General features: G+C 61.0%; 14 protein-coding genes and 1 riboswitch. Of the genes, 13 read left to right on the forward strand and 1 reads right to left on the reverse strand.

Going from position 1 to position 16,078, the window contains the following annotated elements:
- Nucleotides 1-76 precede the first annotated feature (76 nt).
- Nucleotides 77-1,999 carry an asparagine synthase (glutamine-hydrolyzing) gene (asnB, locus tag KBX18_RS03145; protein ID WP_255994783.1) on the reverse strand — a complete coding sequence of 641 codons (1,923 nt, stop codon included), beginning with the start codon at nt 1,997-1,999 and terminating at the stop codon, nt 77-79.
- Nucleotides 2,000-2,359: 360 nt separating this feature from the next.
- Between asnB and KBX18_RS03150 the strand changes: the two genes are divergently transcribed.
- The 13 genes from KBX18_RS03150 to KBX18_RS03210 all read left to right on the forward strand — a co-directional run bounded on the left by KBX18_RS03150 (nt 2,360) and on the right by KBX18_RS03210 (nt 16,078).
- Nucleotides 2,360-3,451 carry a cytochrome c oxidase subunit II gene (locus tag KBX18_RS03150; RefSeq protein ID WP_255994784.1) on the forward strand — a complete coding sequence of 364 codons (1,092 nt, stop codon included), beginning with the start codon at nt 2,360-2,362 and terminating at the stop codon, nt 3,449-3,451.
- Between the two features lie 19 nt (nt 3,452-3,470).
- Entirely contained in the window at nt 3,471-3,902 is a 432-nt protein-coding gene (locus KBX18_RS03155) for a cytochrome c oxidase subunit 4 (protein ID WP_005289502.1), read from the forward strand.
- A 436-nt stretch (nt 3,903-4,338) separates the two neighbouring features.
- Nucleotides 4,339-4,959, forward strand: coding sequence for a heme-copper oxidase subunit III (locus KBX18_RS03160; RefSeq protein WP_198002190.1), 621 nt, complete (start codon nt 4,339-4,341; stop codon nt 4,957-4,959).
- A gap of 69 nt (nt 4,960-5,028) precedes the next feature.
- Nucleotides 5,029-5,877, forward strand: coding sequence for a c-type cytochrome (locus KBX18_RS03165; RefSeq protein ID WP_255994785.1), 849 nt, complete (start codon nt 5,029-5,031; stop codon nt 5,875-5,877).
- Entirely contained in the window at nt 5,874-7,097 is a 1,224-nt protein-coding gene (locus KBX18_RS03170) for a ubiquinol-cytochrome c reductase iron-sulfur subunit (RefSeq protein WP_005289512.1), read from the forward strand. The genes KBX18_RS03165 and KBX18_RS03170 overlap by 4 nt, the downstream gene beginning before the upstream one ends.
- On the forward strand, nt 7,097-8,728 hold the full coding sequence (locus KBX18_RS03175; RefSeq protein ID WP_255994786.1) for a cytochrome bc complex cytochrome b subunit: 1,632 nt from the start codon (nt 7,097-7,099) through the stop codon (nt 8,726-8,728). The genes KBX18_RS03170 and KBX18_RS03175 overlap by 1 nt, the downstream gene beginning before the upstream one ends.
- A gap of 367 nt (nt 8,729-9,095) precedes the next feature.
- Nucleotides 9,096-9,262, forward strand: a riboswitch (cyclic di-AMP (ydaO/yuaA leader).
- A 9-nt stretch (nt 9,263-9,271) separates the two neighbouring features.
- On the forward strand, nt 9,272-10,015 hold the full coding sequence (locus KBX18_RS03180; RefSeq protein WP_005289516.1) for a C40 family peptidase: 744 nt from the start codon (nt 9,272-9,274) through the stop codon (nt 10,013-10,015).
- A gap of 201 nt (nt 10,016-10,216) precedes the next feature.
- On the forward strand, nt 10,217-11,269 hold the full coding sequence (locus KBX18_RS03185; RefSeq protein WP_255994787.1) for a C40 family peptidase: 1,053 nt from the start codon (nt 10,217-10,219) through the stop codon (nt 11,267-11,269).
- 19 nt (nt 11,270-11,288) lie between these two features.
- Nucleotides 11,289-12,431, forward strand: coding sequence for a glycosyltransferase family 4 protein (locus tag KBX18_RS03190; RefSeq protein WP_255994847.1), 1,143 nt, complete (start codon nt 11,289-11,291; stop codon nt 12,429-12,431).
- 6 nt (nt 12,432-12,437) lie between these two features.
- Nucleotides 12,438-13,376 carry an ROK family protein gene (locus tag KBX18_RS03195; RefSeq protein ID WP_005289522.1) on the forward strand — a complete coding sequence of 313 codons (939 nt, stop codon included), beginning with the start codon at nt 12,438-12,440 and terminating at the stop codon, nt 13,374-13,376.
- 8 nt (nt 13,377-13,384) lie between these two features.
- Nucleotides 13,385-14,137, forward strand: a complete 753-nt coding sequence (locus KBX18_RS03200; RefSeq protein WP_005289525.1) for a 1-acyl-sn-glycerol-3-phosphate acyltransferase — start codon at nt 13,385-13,387, stop codon at nt 14,135-14,137.
- Between the two features lie 3 nt (nt 14,138-14,140).
- On the forward strand, nt 14,141-14,656 hold the full coding sequence (locus KBX18_RS03205) for a polyadenylate-specific 3'-exoribonuclease AS (RefSeq protein ID WP_005289528.1): 516 nt from the start codon (nt 14,141-14,143) through the stop codon (nt 14,654-14,656).
- A 33-nt stretch (nt 14,657-14,689) separates the two neighbouring features.
- A complete protein-coding gene (locus KBX18_RS03210; RefSeq protein WP_005289530.1) occupies nt 14,690-16,078 on the forward strand; it encodes a class II 3-deoxy-7-phosphoheptulonate synthase in 1,389 nt (462 codons plus the stop codon).

Raw genomic sequence — 16,078 nt, forward strand, 5'->3', positions numbered from 1 at the left:
AGAGCCAGCACTACCCCGTCCACCGGCGTGTGTGGTGCCGACGAGCGGGGTAGTGGGGCAGGGAGAGTGGTGAGCCTTAGAGCTTCACCGGATAATCGCGCTGCTCAATGCCGGGATCGATGCGGTGCTCGACGAAAATGCCGTGCCAGACCATGAACGCCAGCACGGTCCACAGACGACGCGAGTGGTCGGAGACACCGTCGCGGTGCTCCTTGAGCATCTCTTCGACTTCGTGCTTGTTGAAGATGTCGTCGGTCTGGGAGTCGCGGATGGTCTGCTGGGCCCAACCGTAGAGCTCGTCGCCGGCGAGCCAGTGGCGCATAGGCACGGGGAAGCCGAGCTTCTTGCGGTGCAGGACGTGCGGCGGGACGATCTGCTCCATGGCCTTGCGCAGGGCGTATTTGGTTGTTCCGTCCGCGATCTTCAGATCGTGAGGGATGGTCTCCGCGACAGCGAAGACCTCCTTATCCAGGAACGGCACGCGCAGCTCGAGGGAGTGCGCCATGTTGATCTTGTCAGCCTTGACCAGGATGTCGCCGCGCATCCACGTGAACAGGTCCAAGTGCTGCATGCGTGCGACCGGGTCCATGTCGACGGACTCGGCGTAGATCGGTGCGGTGACCTCGCGGTGGTCCCACTCGCGCTTGGCCCACGGAAGCACTCGGCGCAGCTGGTCGTAGTTGAAGGAGCGCGCGTTACCGTAGTAGCGATCCTCCATCGGCATCGTTCCGCGCTCAAGCAGTGACTTACCCTTCATTCCCTCAGGCAGAATGTGGCTTAACCGATTGAGGCCCTTGAGCAGGGGGTCCGGCATTTTCTCGAACGGCGCGAGAGACAGGGGCTCCTTATAGATGGTGTAGCCGCCGAAGAGCTCGTCCGCGCCCTCACCGGACAGGACCACCTTGACGTGCTTACGAGCTTCTTGCGCCACGAAGAAGAGCGGGACGAGCGACGGGTCAGCCACCGGGTCGTCGAGGTACCACATGATCTTCGGGATGGACTCGGCGTATTCCTCCGGAGAGACGATCTTGACTATGTGTTCAACGCCGATCGCTTCCGCGGACTCAGCCGCGACATCGACCTCGGAGTAACCCTGGCGTTCAAAACCGGTGGTGAACGTCAGCAAGTTCGGGTTGTGCCGCTTAGCCAATGTCGCAATGGCGGTCGAGTCAATACCGCCGGAGAGGAAGGAGCCGACGGTCACGTCTGCGCGCATGTGCTTTGCGACGGAATCTTCCAGGGCGGCGGCAATAGCGTCGAAAAGCTTCTGTTCTTCGCCTTTGATCACCGGCGTGACATTGAACTGGGGCCGGAAGTAGCGCTCCGCGACGACCTCACCGCCGGGGGTCAGCGTGGCGGTGCATCCAGATTCGAGCCGGCGGATGGCCGCGTGGAGAGATTCCGGCTCCGGGACGTACTGCAGGTCCACATAATGCTCGATGGCGCGCTTATCCAGGCTCAGATCCAGCCCGAGCTCCGGCGCCATCTCCAGGATGGACTTCTTCTCCGAGGAGAAGACGGTGCCTGCGTCAGTTGTGGCGTAGTAGAGGGGCTTGATGCCGAACTGGTCGCGGGCAGCGAACATGACCCGGTCCTGGGTGTCCCAGATGGTGAAGGCGAACATGCCTCGGAGGTGGTTCACCACGTCCTTGCCCCAGTGGTGGTAGCCCACCACGATGGTTTCGGAATCACCGTGCGTGTTGAAGGTGTAGCCGAGGGCGGACAGCTCATCGCGCAGTTCTATGTAGTTGTAGATCTCACCGTTGAACGTCAGTGCGTAGCGCTGCGGGTTGTCTTCCGGCCCCCAGCGCAACGGCTGGTGGGAGTGCTCGAGGTCAATGATGGACAGGCGGTTGAAGCCGAAAACTGCGTCATCGTCGTTCCACGTCCCGGCGGCATCTGGGCCGCGGTGGTGGAAACACGGCAGGGCACGCTCGGTGGCCGCGACGAAGCGGGCAGCGTCCGAATTGCTGCTGAGCATTGCGAGAAGACCGCACATAAGTGGGTGGCTCCTTAGAAAGAGTTGAGTAAAACTAGCTCCACCCACAATAGATCTGCGGGGCGCCGCTGAGTCTATTGGTGTCGCACCACCTTTAGCCCGTCCCCGTTAGGGGTGCAACTTCCGATTGATATTCTGCAAGATAAGTGTGACCGCAATTACGCCTGTGGGAAATCTGTGGTGGATCTGCGCACAGTGACTGCAGGTGACCGGCTAGGACAGCGCCTCTTTGGGTGCTCTGCGTAGGCCGTGGCTCTGCGTCGCCGAAAACGCGGGAGCCATGCAGGTTAAACATGTGGCGCTGATCCTCTATTCTGACTGGGTAGGAATATTCTGTGTGGATAGGAAGGCTTTACACACGTGGATACGGCAAAGAACCGTGGCCTCGCCAAGAAGCTCGGCCTCGCCGGGGTTATCGCCCTGAGTGGCCTGGGCCTGGCGGGCTGTGAGGTCGCACCGCCGAGCGCACTCGGCAACCTGCTGGACATGGGCTGGCCAGACCCGGTCACCCCTGAAGGTGCCAGCATGTACAACTTCTGGGTCTGGGTCTGGCTCGTTGCCTGGATCATCGGCATCATCATGTGGGCCATCTTCATCTACGCGGTTTTCGCGTGGAACAGCAAGCGCCGTCAGAAGCAGGGCCACGGTGAGTTCCCGAAGCAGCTGCAGTACAACATCCCGCTCGAGCTGGCGCTGACCATTGTGCCGATCCTGATCGTCATGGTCCTGTTCTTCTTCACGGTCCAGGCGCAGACCAAGGTGGTCGCCTTGGATAAGGAGCCGGATGTGACTGTCGATGTCACGGCATTCCAGTGGAACTGGAAGTTCGGCTACGCGGAGGTCAAGGGAGACCTGTCGCCGGTCGGCGGGGACTATGACGGTAGCGATCTGGAGCGCCAGAAGCTGGCCGACGAGACCAAGATCGACGACGAGAACATGGTCAACGGCAACCCGATTCACGGCCAGTCTTCGAACGACCAGTCCTACCTCAACTACAACCTGATTGAGACTGTTGGTTCCACCGAGGAAGTTCCGGTTCTGGTTCTGCCGACCGACACAGCGATCGAGTTCCGTCTCGCATCCAGCGATGTGAGCCACGCCTTCTGGGTTCCGGAGTTCCTGTTCAAGCGCGATGCTTACTCTCACCCGGAGATGAACCAGCAGGAGCGCAGCTTCCAGATCGAGGAGATCACCGAGACCGGTTCCTTCGTCGGCCGCTGTGCTGAGATGTGCGGTACCTACCACGCAATGATGAACTTCGAAATCCGTGCGGTCACGCCGGATCAGTTCCGCGAGTACATGGACTTCCGCCACAACAACCCCGAAGCATCCAACTCCGAGGCTCTTGAGGCCATCGGCGAGGAGCCGTTCGCTACGTCCACCCGCCCGTTCAACTCCGACCGCACCGGCACGCGCGACGGAAACAACGCCGTCGACAACGTCGGCATCTAAGAGAGGCTAGGTACACATCATGGGTGCAGGATCAAAGGTCTTCTACGGAATCGGCGTCTTCATCGCGGTCATTGCGGTGCTCTACGCCCTGGGCACTAACTTCGTCGGCGACGACGCGTACATGGGCGGCTACGAATGGGCCGGCGGTGTGGCCCTGGTTCTCGCAGCTGCTTTCTCCTTCATGCTCGGCGGTTACCTTCACTTCACCGAACGTCGCATCGATATCCTCCCGGAGGACTGGGAGGAAGCAGAGGTTGAGGACGGCGCTGGTGTTTTGGGCTTCTTCTCCCCGAACTCCGTCTGGCCGATGGTGATGACTGGTGGCATTACCCTCATGGCTTTCGGGATCTGCTTCTGGCAGCTGTGGCTTCTGGCCCTTGGTGTCGTCGTGCTCATCTGGGGCGTGACGATGCTGAACCTGCAGTACGGTATCCCCCGCGAGAAGCACTAAGACTTCGCCGCAAAGGCGAACGTAACTTCGGCCCCCACGCCCTGTGGCGTGGGGGTTTCCATTTTTCTGTTGGGGCAGGCCAACCTTTCGGTCGATGGGGTGAGGGGTCATCCGAAAGTTGATGGGGGTGCACGTTTCTGCAGGCCGAATGTGTGAATCCAGTCACACGCGGGAACTAAGACGTTCGTGGCGCACGTTCGCTTAGCGGCGTTCCCGCAGTGGGGTGAGAATGTTGCCGCGTTAGGGGAATCGCGGCTCAAGCTATGACCTGCACGGATGACCGTCGTAAAGCACCGCGAAAGAGTTCCTGGACGGATGCGTGACTGCGACACGCGGAATGTGAGCAGAAATACGGGCAGGTCCGTGAACTGCTCACATGAAAAACTCGGGGGTAAACAAGGTGACTTTAGGGTTCAAAAGCGGGATACTAATACGCGTGACGACTGCAACAACGAACCCAGGTATGGCGACTTCGCCCGACCGTTTGCCGGTGCTGAACCGACCGAACATGGTCAGCGTCGGAACGATCGTGTTCCTCGCCCAAGAATTGATGTTCTTCGCCGGCTTGTTCGCGATGTACTTCACCTCGCGTGCAAACGGCATGAAAACTGGTGATTGGGCTGTTCAAACCGATCACCTCAACGTTCTCTTCGGAACGATCATCACCATTGTGCTGGTGACCTCCTCGGTCACCTCGCAGCTTGGTGTGTTCGCCGCAGAGAAGGGTGATGTCTTCGGGCTGCGCAAGTGGTTCACCGTGACCATTGCCCTGGGCGTGATCTTCCTGGGTCTGGTCGCCTACGAGTGGGCTGAGATGGTCATGCACGGTGTGACCCCGCAGTCCAGCGTCTACGGGTCGGTGTTCTACATCATCACCGGCTTCCACATGGCGCACGTGACCGCGGGCATCATTGCGTTCTGCATTGTCATGGCACGCGTGGCCAAGTCGAAGTTCACCCCGGCGCAGGCAACTGCGGCCATGGTGACCTCCTACTACTGGCACTTCGTCGACGTCATTTGGATCGGCGTGTTCGTTACTCTCTACCTCGTTCAGTAGCTGCCCACACGGGCACTCGCTCGCACGCAGCACGCTGATTGAAAATCTGATTTCGCTAAAGGGAACAACATGGATAACACCCCCAAGAAGGCGCGTAACCGCCGCAAGCTGCGCAGGTCCGCTGCCGGCGCGATGGCGTTGACGTTTGGTCTCACGGGTGCCGGCCTGCTTGCGTCCGCCCTGACTCCGGACGCACAGGTCGCCACCGCCCAGCGCGACGACCAGGCAATGATCCAAGAGGGCAAGGACCTCTACGACGTTGCTTGCATCACCTGCCACGGCGCTAACCTCCAGGGCGTCAAGGACCGCGGTCCGTCCCTGATCGGTACCGGTGAAGGTGCCGTGTACTTCCAGGTGCACTCCGGCCGCATGCCGATGATGTCGAATGACGCTCAGGCTGAGCGCAAGAAGCCGCGCTACACCGAGGCGCAGACCCTGGCCATCGCCGCGTATGTTGCAGCAAACGGTGGCGGCCCGGAGCTGGTCTACAACGAGGACGGCTCTGTCGCTATGGAGGAGCTGCGCGGTAAGAACTACGACGGACAGATTCAGGCTGACGACGTTGCACGCGGATCGGAGCTGTTCCGCCTCAACTGTGCGTCCTGCCACAACTTCACTGGCCGTGGTGGCGCGCTGTCCTCCGGTAAGTACGCGCCGGTCCTGGACCCTGCCAATGAGCAGGAGATTTACCAGGCAATGCTGACTGGTCCGCAGAACATGCCGAAGTTCTCTGACCGCCAGCTCACCGCGGACGAGAAGAAGGACATCATCGCCTTCATCAAGTCCGCCAAGGAAACCCCGAGCCCCTCGGGTTGGTCGCTTGGCGGTATCGGCCCCGTTGCTGAGGGCCTTGCAATGTGGATCATCGGTGTCACCCTGGTCGGCGCCGCTGCAATGTGGATTGGATCGCGCTCATGAGCAATGAAGTGAAGAAGGATTACACAGACAAAGAGCTCGATCGCATGAGCAATGCCGAGCTGGCTGCCCTGGGCACCGAGCTCGACGACGTGACGGTTGCGTACCGCAAGGAACGCTGGCCGATTGAGGATGACCCGGCAGAGAAGCGCGCTGCGCGCGGCATCATGGTCTGGCTGATCATCTCGATCGTCATGGGCCTGGCATTCCTGGGCGTTTACCTCTTCTGGCCGTGGGAGCCCCGCTTCCACGGTGACGAAGGCCTGTGGATGTACACCATGTACACCCCTTTGCTCGGCCTGACCTCTGGCCTGGCGCTTGCATCTCTGGGCTTCGCTGTCGTCCAGTACGTCAAGAAGTTCATCCCGGAAGAAATCGCGGTACAGCGTCGCCACGACGGCCGCTCCTCCGAGCTGGACCGCCGCACGACCACCGCGCTGCTTAACGATGCATGGCAGACTTCCACCCTTGGTCGCCGCAAGGTGATGCAGGGTCTCCTCGGTGGTGCTGGCCTGCTTGCTGGCCTGGCCATCATCGCCCCGCTCGGCGGCGTGATCAAGAACCCGTGGCGTCCCCGCCACGCCATGAACTACGAAGGCGACGGCACCTTGTGGACCCAGGGTTGGTCCATGGCGCGTGAAGGCAAGAAGCTTTACCTGGGCCGCGACACCGGTGCGATCGCCGAGCTGCACGACAGTGACGCCGGCAAGCACTACACCACGGCTGGTGTGTCCCGCCTGGTGCGCATGCGCCCCGAGGACTTGGACGCAGCTTCCATGGAGACGGTCTTCCCGCTCCTGGAGCAGGACGTTAACGACGGCGATGACTACAACCCGGACCTGGACGTGTACGAGAACCACATGCACTCCATCCACGGCCCGCGCAATGCGGTCATGCTGATCCGCCTGCGTTCCTCCGACGCTGCCGCAGTGGTGGAGCGCCAAGGTCAGGAAGACTTCCACTACGGCGATTACTACGCCTACTCCAAGATCTGTACGCACATCGGTTGCCCGACCTCCTTGTACGAGGCTCAGACCAACCGCATCCTGTGCCCGTGCCACCAGTCGCAGTTCGATGCACTGCAGCACGGCAAGCCGATCTTCGGTCCAGCTGCGCGCGCTCTGCCGCAGCTGCCGATTGAGATCGACGAAGATGGTTACCTCATCGCCCGCGGGGACTTCATTGAGCCCGTCGGCCCGGCATTCTGGGAGCGTAAGTCCTAATGAGCACTAAACTCAGTCAAGCTGCTGACAATATTGATTCGCGCTACACGATCTCGGGTGTCCTGCGCCCGCAGCTGAACAAGGTCTTTCCGACGCACTGGTCCTTCATGCTCGGCGAGATGGCCTTGTACAGCTTCATCATCCTGCTGCTGACAGGTGTGTACCTGGCGCTCTTCTTCGACCCGTCGATCACGAAGGTGATCTACGACGGCGGGTACCTCCCGCTCAACGGCGTGGAGATGTCGCGTGCATACGCGACTGCCCTGGACATTTCCTTCGAGGTCCGCGGTGGTCTGTTCATCCGCCAGATGCACCACTGGGCTGCGCTCATGTTCATGATGGCGATGTTCGCCCACATGCTGCGCATCTTCTTCACCGGTGCATTCCGTCGCCCGCGTGAAGCCAACTGGATCATCGGTGTTGTCCTGATTCTGCTGGGCATGATCGAGGGCTTCCTCGGTTACTCTCTGCCGGATGACCTGCTTTCCGGTGTCGGTCTGCGCATTATGTCCGCGATCATCGTGGGCCTGCCGATCATCGGCACCTGGATCCACTGGGCAATCTTCGGCGGCGACTTCCCGTCCGACCTCATGCTGGACCGCTTCTACATCATGCACGTGCTGATCCTGCCGGGCATCATCCTCGCGCTGATTGCCGGACACCTGCTGATGGTCTGGTTCCAGAAGCACACCCAGTTCCCTGGCCCGGGCCGCACCGAGAACAACGTTGTGGGTATCCGCATTCTGCCGGTCTTCGCAGTCAAGGCTGTCGGTTTCGGCCTGCTGGTCTTCGGTGTCCTCGCGCTGATGGCCGGTGTCACTACCATTAACGCGATTTGGAACCTCGGCCCCTACAACCCGTCGCAGGTGTCCGCTGGTTCTCAGCCTGACGTCTACATGCTGTGGACGGATGGTGCCGCCCGTGTCATGCCGGCGTGGGAGCTCTACTTGGGTAACTACACCATCCCGGGCGTGTTCTGGGTGGCACTGATGGCAGGCCTCATGGTGGTGCTGTTGCTGCTGTATCCCTTCCTGGAGAAGAAGATGCTTGGCGACGACGCGCACCACAACCTCTTGCAGCGTCCCCGCGACGTTCCTGTCCGCACCGGTATCGGTGTCATGGGCATCACCTTCTTCCTGCTGCTGACATTGTCCGGTGGTAACGACCTGTTTGCTTACCACTTCCAGATCTCGCTTAACGCGATGACCTGGGTTGGCCGTATAGGTTTGATCGTGCTGCCGCCGCTGGCGTACTTCATCACCTACCGCATTTGCGTCGGTCTCCAGCGCTCTGACCGTGAGGTCCTGGAGCACGGTATTGAGACCGGTGTGATCAAGAAGCTGCCGAATGGTGCCTTCGTCGAGGTTCACCAGCCGATTGGCCCGGTGGACGAGCACGGCCACCAGATCCCGCTCGAGTACGCGGGCGCTGTTGTTCCGAAGCAGATGAACCAGCTCGGTTACGCCGACTCGGAGACCTCCGGCACGTTCAGCCCGGATGATCCGGCGATCACTGCGCGCCGCAACGAGATGGCGCGCCAGAACCACCACGAAGAGGTGGAGACGCTGCGTGCGCTGGAGGCAGAGAAGAACTCTGTCGACCGCGACGCCGGTACTAAGAGCAAGCGTTAGAGCCATTAGCGCATAACGCCGAGGCCCCTCTGACTGCCCAAAAGCGGGTGGGGGAGGGGCCTTTGGCTTGTAACAAAACCATAAAGACATCTACTGTGAGCAGGATCACATTAGAAAGTTTTGGCGTCAATCATCGCTTTCTGCCGGCCTTGGACGTAACGTCATTCCGCAGCAAACGTGCTGGTGACAGGCCCGCAGTAGGCCGTCACACGCTAAAGCAGGTTGGCATGGAGGGGCTCGAGGCGTCGGTTTTTCGGGGCGCCGGGGAAAATAACGAAAAAATAACGGGCGCGCCGTTGGACAATGCTTGTGTCCGTTTCGTAACCTAGCTGAGACCTTGTAGCCACGAAGGCGCAAGCGACATTTGAACCACATAGAGCCGAGTTCTAGGACCCCTATGGTCCGGAAGCCGGGGAACCATGACTTCCCTGGGGTGAACGGGGCGCAAGGAGCGCGCAAGCGCAGGAGCGTCCTAGAGGTGACTTCCCGCACCGAACCCGACAGCTAACCCGGTAGGCGCAACTGGAGATATGGAGTTTATAAGTGGCTAAGCACCGCCGCCAGGCAAACGGTACCAAGCGCACCGTTGCAACCGCGTCCGCCGTTCTCGCCGGCGCAACCCTGATCGCCCCGACTACCGCTGACGCTGCCGAGGTTCGCGTTCCTAACACGAACATCTCTGCGGAGATCCCGGGCATTGAGAACACCCCTGGCATCGCAAGCATCCCGGGCATCGAGCAGTGGATCCCGTCCCTGGCCGGTAAGGCCGACCGCGACGCTGACATCCGTTCTGCTATCGCGGCCGTGAAGGCTGTTCCGGGCGTTGCTAACGTTCCGGGCTTCAACGACTGGATCAACGGCGTCGAGAAGAAGTACGCTAGCGCCCCTGTCGCTAACCGCCAGCCGCAGGCTGCTGCCGCACCGGCTCCGGTGCGCCAGCCGTCCCAGGGTGAGCGCATCGTGTCCATCGCAAAGTCCAAGATCGGCTCCCCGTACGTCTACGGCGCTGCCGGCCCGAACGCGTTCGACTGCTCTGGCTTCACCTCCTGGGTTCACGCTCAGGCAGGCAAGCAGATTCCGCGTACCTCGCAGGCTCAGGCCAACGCTGGCCGTAAGGTCGCCATTTCTGACCTGCAGCCGGGTGACATCGTCGTCTACTACGGTGGCGCATCCCACGTTGCTATTTACGCCGGTAACGGCCAGATCATCGACGCGCTGAACTCCGGCACCCCGGTGGGCTACCGCCCGCTGAACATGATGCCGATTCACTCTGCAGTCCGCTTCTAGCGCAGCACCTGCCGCAGGAACTTCCGCGGCGTACCTAAAACCGGTCTGGAGCCTCGGGGCTCGGGCCGGTTTTGGCTCTTTATCGCACAATTGTCACAACAGTAACAGAGTGGAGCTTTTTGGCACTTTAGTCTGTCCAAAGTGTTTGACCGGTGCGGGCGGACGCTATAACTTTGTTACAGGTTTGTCATCTTTTCCTTCATGTTCTTTCAGAAAGAGGTCCTCGTGGGCAAGCACCGCGCTTCCTCCCGTCGCACGTCGCGTCCGATCGTTGCAGCTGGCGTACTTACAGCCGTCGCAACTGCGGGTTCTACCGTCCCGGCTTATGCCGAGGACGTTGAGACCATGATCAAGGAGATGGAAGATGTCTCCCACCAGGCCACCGAGAAGGCCGAAGAGGTCAAGGAGATCGAGGACCAGATCGTCAAAGGCGATAAGGAAGTCAAGACGCTGCAGAGGCAAGCTGATGATGCAAAGCGTGAAGCAGAACGCGCGGTAGGCGCTCGGTCGGGCGCGCAGCAGGAGGTCGACGGCCACGCGCGTACGCAGTACCGCAACGTCTCTAACGACGCGCGACTTAATGCCCTCGATGCAATGAATCCGCAGGAGGCTATTGACCGCGCTTCCTACCTCGGTTCTCTGAGCCGCTCCGCGCAGCGCACCCTGGATAACTCCACCCAGTTGAACAAGCAAGCAGCCCAGCGGGCCACCGACGCTAACATTGCCGTGGCTGTGGCCAACTACCGCAAGGCGGAGCTGGAGGGCAAGCGCGACAAGCTGGAGAAGGAGCGCAAAGACCTGGACGCCAAGGTCAAGGAAGTCGAGCGTCGCGTGGATGCGTTCACCCCGGAGCAGCGCGCCGCGTGGGAGGCGAAGAACGGACCGGTAGCTCTCAACGTCCCGGCATCCGCCCATGGTGACGGCGTGGTGGGTGCAGCCTTGTCCAAGATTGGTTCACCGTACGGCTGGGGCGCAGCTGGCCCGAACCAGTTCGATTGCTCCGGCTTGATGTACTGGTCCTACGCTCAGAACGGCAAGACCATCCCGCGCACCTCACAGGCGCAGCTGGCTGGCGGCACGCCGGTGCCTTTGTCTGAGCTGCAGCCGGGCGACATCATCGGTTACTACCCGGGAATTACTCACGTGGGCATGTACATCGGTGACGGCCAGGTTGTGCACGCCTCCGATTACGGTATTCCGGTCCAGGTCGTGCCGTTGAACTCGATGCCTGTTCAGGGCGCTGTCCGCTACTAAGCGCTAAGGCATCTGCGCCATTAAGGTTCTCCTGGTCACCAACGACTTCCCGCCTACTTTCGGCGGGATTCAGTCGTATTTGCGGGATTTCACCGACGCTGTCGCTGCTACCTGCGGTGCGGAGTCCATCGTTGTTTTCGCATTGACACAGGATCATGAGCAAGCATCGCTTTACGACGCTTCTTCTGCCATCCCCATCTTTCGCTGGCCGAAGCAGGTCATGCTCCCTACCCCTCGAACCGCTGAACGCATGAGCCAGATCATTCGAGAACAGGGCATTGACACCGTGTGGTTCGGCGCCGCCGCCCCGTTGGGGTTGATGGCCGGGGTCGCGCGCAAGGCGGGTGCGAAGAGAATTGTCGCAAGCACCCACGGCCATGAAGTCGGGTGGTCGATGCTCCCAGGGCCGCGCCAGGCACTACGGCGGATTGGAAACTCCTCCGACGTGGTGACTTACGTGTCGGACTACACCCGCAGGAGGTTCTCACGCGCCTTCGGGAAGCACCCGGAGTATGTCGCGTTGCCGTCGGGCGTGGATACGGACTTCTTCCGCCCAGCTTCAGAGTCGCAGCGGCGCTCAGCACGGCAGCGTTACGGCTACGGGGCAGACCCGTTGGTGGTTGTTCCGTCTCGGCTCGTCGCGCGCAAAGGACAGGACATGTTGATTCGCGTTTGGCCAAGTATCCGGCAGGTCTTTCCGGATGCGAAGCTCGCGATCATCGGGCAGGGACCTTATGAAGACACGCTGCGCAAGCTGGCCGATAGAAACGCCGTCACAGACTCAGTGCGTTTCCATGGCCGCCTGGAGCGTGAGGACATGCGTGATCTTCTCGCTGCGGCCGACGTCATGGCAATGCCGGCCCGGACACGCGGCTGGGGGCTAGACGTCGAAGGCTTAGGCATCGTCTACCTGGAAGCCCAAGCGTGCGGTATCCCCGTTGTGGCGGGGGACTCTGGCGGAGCGCCGGAGACGGTGACACCGGAGAGCGGCATTGTCGTGGACGGGCATTCAGAGAAAGAGATCACCACGGCCGTGCTCACTTTGCTTGCGGACCCGGAAAGGCGTCGACGCATGGGGCGCGCAGGCCGCGAGCACGTAAGCCAGGCTTTCTCGTGGGAGATGCTGACGAGCAGGCTCGTCCGTGTGTTGGGTCTAGAATGATCTGTCATGGTCACAATCGGATTCGACATTGGCGGGACGAATACGCGCGCTGGTGTCGTCGATAAGCACGGCGACATCGTGGACGTGGAGGAAACTCATACTCCCCACGACGCGGACGGACTGACTCACGCCATCGTCGAACTGGTGGAAGTTTTGCGCCGCAGGCATTCCATCGGCGCTGTCGGTCTCGCCGTCGCCGGTTTCTTGGATCCGGACTGTGAAGTGGTCCGTTTCGCTCCGCACCTACCGTGGCAGGACAACGCGCCAGTGAAGCAGCTGCTGGAAGAAGAGCTGGAGTTGCCGGTATGCCTGGAGCATGATGCGAACGCCGCGGCGTGGGGCGAATACCGCTACGGTGCCGCCCAGGACGCAGACACGTGGGTGTTCTTTGCCGTGGGTACAGGCATTGGTGCAACACTCATGCATCACGGTGAGATCTACCGCGGTTCTTTTGGTACCGCACCCGAATTCGGTCACATCACCGTCGTCCAAGGTGGGCGTGCATGCTCCTGCGGGAAACAAGGGTGCTTGGAGCGCTATGCCTCTGGCACTGCGCTGGTGGACACCGCCGTTGAGATTGCTACGAAGGGTGGATTTGAACCCTGCACGCTGTACCGCAGGGCCGTCGATAAGCGCGCGACTGGCAACGATGTTGTCGCTGCCGCACGCAACGGCGATGCGCTGGCGCTAGCAACAATGGATGACTTTGCGTGCTGGCTCGGACAGGGTCTTTCCATCGTGAGCGACGTGCTCGACCCGGAGTTGATCGTGCTGGGCGGGGGAGTGAGCGCGGATGCTGACCTGTTCCTCGATGCTGCGCACGAAGCCATGCGTCGCAACATGGTCGGATCCGGCTTCCGCCCGATTCCACGTCTGCAAACTGCGGACCTTGGACCGCAGGCAGGTATGATTGGCGTTGCTGATTTGGCCCGCAAACTTCTTTAGGGGAAAACATGAACAACAAGTGGTACAAGTTTTTCAAGTACATCTTGATTGGTCCCTGGCTGCGGTTGTGGAACCGGCCTGAAACGCACGGCCTGGACAACATTCCGCCCGAAGGAACTCCCGCGCTAATGGTGTCCAACCACCAGGCCGTGATGGACTCCTTCTACTTTCCCCTGGTGTGCCCGCGCCAGCTGGTGCACCCCGCAAAGAAGGAGTACTTTACCGCTCCGGGATTGGTCGGGCGCATCCAGAAATTCTTCTTCACTTCCGTGGGACAGGTTCCCATCGACCGATCTGCGAAAGATGCCGGCGACAACTTGCTCAAAGTGACCAAGGAAGTCTTCGACAACGGCGACCTGTTCTGCATCTACCCGGAGGGCACTCGTTCCCCGGACGGCCGCATTTACAAGGGCAAGACTGGCATGGCGCGAATCGCGATGGAAACTGGTGTGCCTTGCATCCCAGTGGCCATGATTGACACCCGTGAGGCAAACCCGATTGGCACCTGGATTCCGCGTCCGGTCAAGGTGACCATCAAAGTCGGTGAGCCCATCGACCCGCACCAGTGGGCCCGCGACAACGGCTACGACCCGTCTGACTCCGCCGTGTGGCGCCCGTTCACGGACTTCTTCATGGAGCAACTCGAGGAACTGTCCGGCTACCCCTACTGCGACGCCTACGCGGCGGCCGTGAAGAAGTCGCTCGAAGCTGGCAACGGGTACCCGGAGGGCACCGAGCCGCCGTGGGGTTGGCTGCAGTAAAGCGTGCGGTACTTCTATGACACGGAGTTCATCGAAGATGGCTCCACCATCGAACTGATCTCCATCGGCATCGTGGCTGAGGACGGACGCGAGTATTACGCAGTGTCCACGGATTTCAACGGTTCACGCGCCAACCCTTGGGTGCGTGAGAACGTTCTAGAGAAACTCCCGAACCCGTCCAGTCCGGAATGGAAGCCTCTGGCGCGCATCCGTGAAGAAGTGCATGCCTTTCTCACCCCAAACGGCACGAGGCCTGAGCTGTGGGCGTGGGTGGGTGCCTATGATCATGTGGTTTTCGCGCAGATGTGGGGCGACATGACGAAGCTGCCTAAGGACTTGCCGCGGTTCACCCGCGAGCTCAAGCAGTACTGGGAGATGGCTGGCCGCCCGAAGATTCCTCCTGCTCCGAAAGATGCCCACGACGCGCTTGTGGACGCTCGACACAACCTGATCAAGTTCCGCGCCTGCAACGACGTTCTGCCATTGGACCGCCGTGGAAGAATTACCCGCCCTGAGTAGGAGAAACGTCTCGGGCGTGCTACAAGTTATAGGGTGAGTTGGACTGTAGACATCCCCAAAGAAGTACTGCCCGATCTACCGCCGTTGCCCGGCGATATCAATGAGGAATTCCAGAAGGTTCTGGGCCTCGAAGCGAAACAGCAGCCGACATGGGATGAGAACGCGGCCGTATACGTCCGCAAGATCCTCGAATCGGTCCCGCCGGTGGTGGTTGCACCCGAGATCCACAAGCTGAAGAGCCAGCTAGCAGACGTCGCTGAGGGCAATGCGTTCCTCCTGCAGGGCGGCGACTGCGCTGAGACATTCGAGTCCAACACTGAGCCGCACATCCGCGCCAACATCAAGACGCTGCTGCAGATGGCCGTCGTGCTCACCTACGGAGCGTCCACCCCGGTGGTGAAACTGGCCCGCATTGCTGGCCAGTACGCCAAGCCGCGTTCCTCGGACTTGGACGAGAACGGTCTGCCGAACTACCGCGGTGACATTGTCAACGGTGTGGAACCCACCGAAGAGTCCCGCAAGCACGACCCGGCACGCATGGTCCGCGCTTACGCCAACTCCTCTGCCGCCATGAACTTGGTGCGCGCTCTGACTACCTCCGGTACCGCTGACCTGTACCGCGTTGAGGCATGGAACCGTGAGTTCGTGGCTAACTCCGCTGCCGGCGCCCGTTACGAGGCCCTGTCACGCGAGATCACCCGCTCCCTGCACTTCATGGATGCCTGCGGCGTGAATGACCGTGAGCTGCGCACCTCCGAGATCTACGCTTCCCACGAGGCGTTGCTGGTGGATTACGAGCGTGCCATGCTGCGCCTCGCCGAAGACGAGAACGGCGAGACCAAGCTCTACGATCTGTCTGCTCACCAGCTCTGGATCGGCGAGCGCACCCGCGGCCTCGACGACTTCCACGTGAACTTCGCGGCGCTGATCAACAACCCGATCGGCCTGAAACTCGGCCCGTCCACCACCCCGGAGGAAGCCGTCGCTTACGCCGCGAAGCTGGACCCGAACCGCGAACCCGGCCGCCTCACCTTTGTCGCCCGCATGGGCCACGACAAGGTGCGTGATGTCCTTCCGGGCATTGTGGATGCTGTTGAGCGCGAGGGACACAAGGTCATTTGGCAGTCCGACCCGATGCACGGCAACACCTTCACCGCGTCCAATGGATACAAGACCCGCCACTTCGACAAGATCATCGACGAAGTGCAGGGCTTCTTCGAGGTCCACCGCCACCTGGGCACCCACCCGGGCGGCATCCACATCGAGCTGACCGGCGAGCACGTCACGGAGTGCCTCGGCGGTGCCCAGGACATCACCGACATCGACCTGCCGGGCCGTTATGAGTCCGCGTGCGACCCGCGCCTGAACACCGAGCAGGCTCTGGAGCTCGCGTTCCTCGTCGCGGAGATGCTCCGCAACTAA

It is taken from the genome of Corynebacterium sp. CCUG 69979 (genome assembly GCF_024454095.1).
Taxonomy (GTDB): domain Bacteria; phylum Actinomycetota; class Actinomycetes; order Mycobacteriales; family Mycobacteriaceae; genus Corynebacterium; species Corynebacterium genitalium.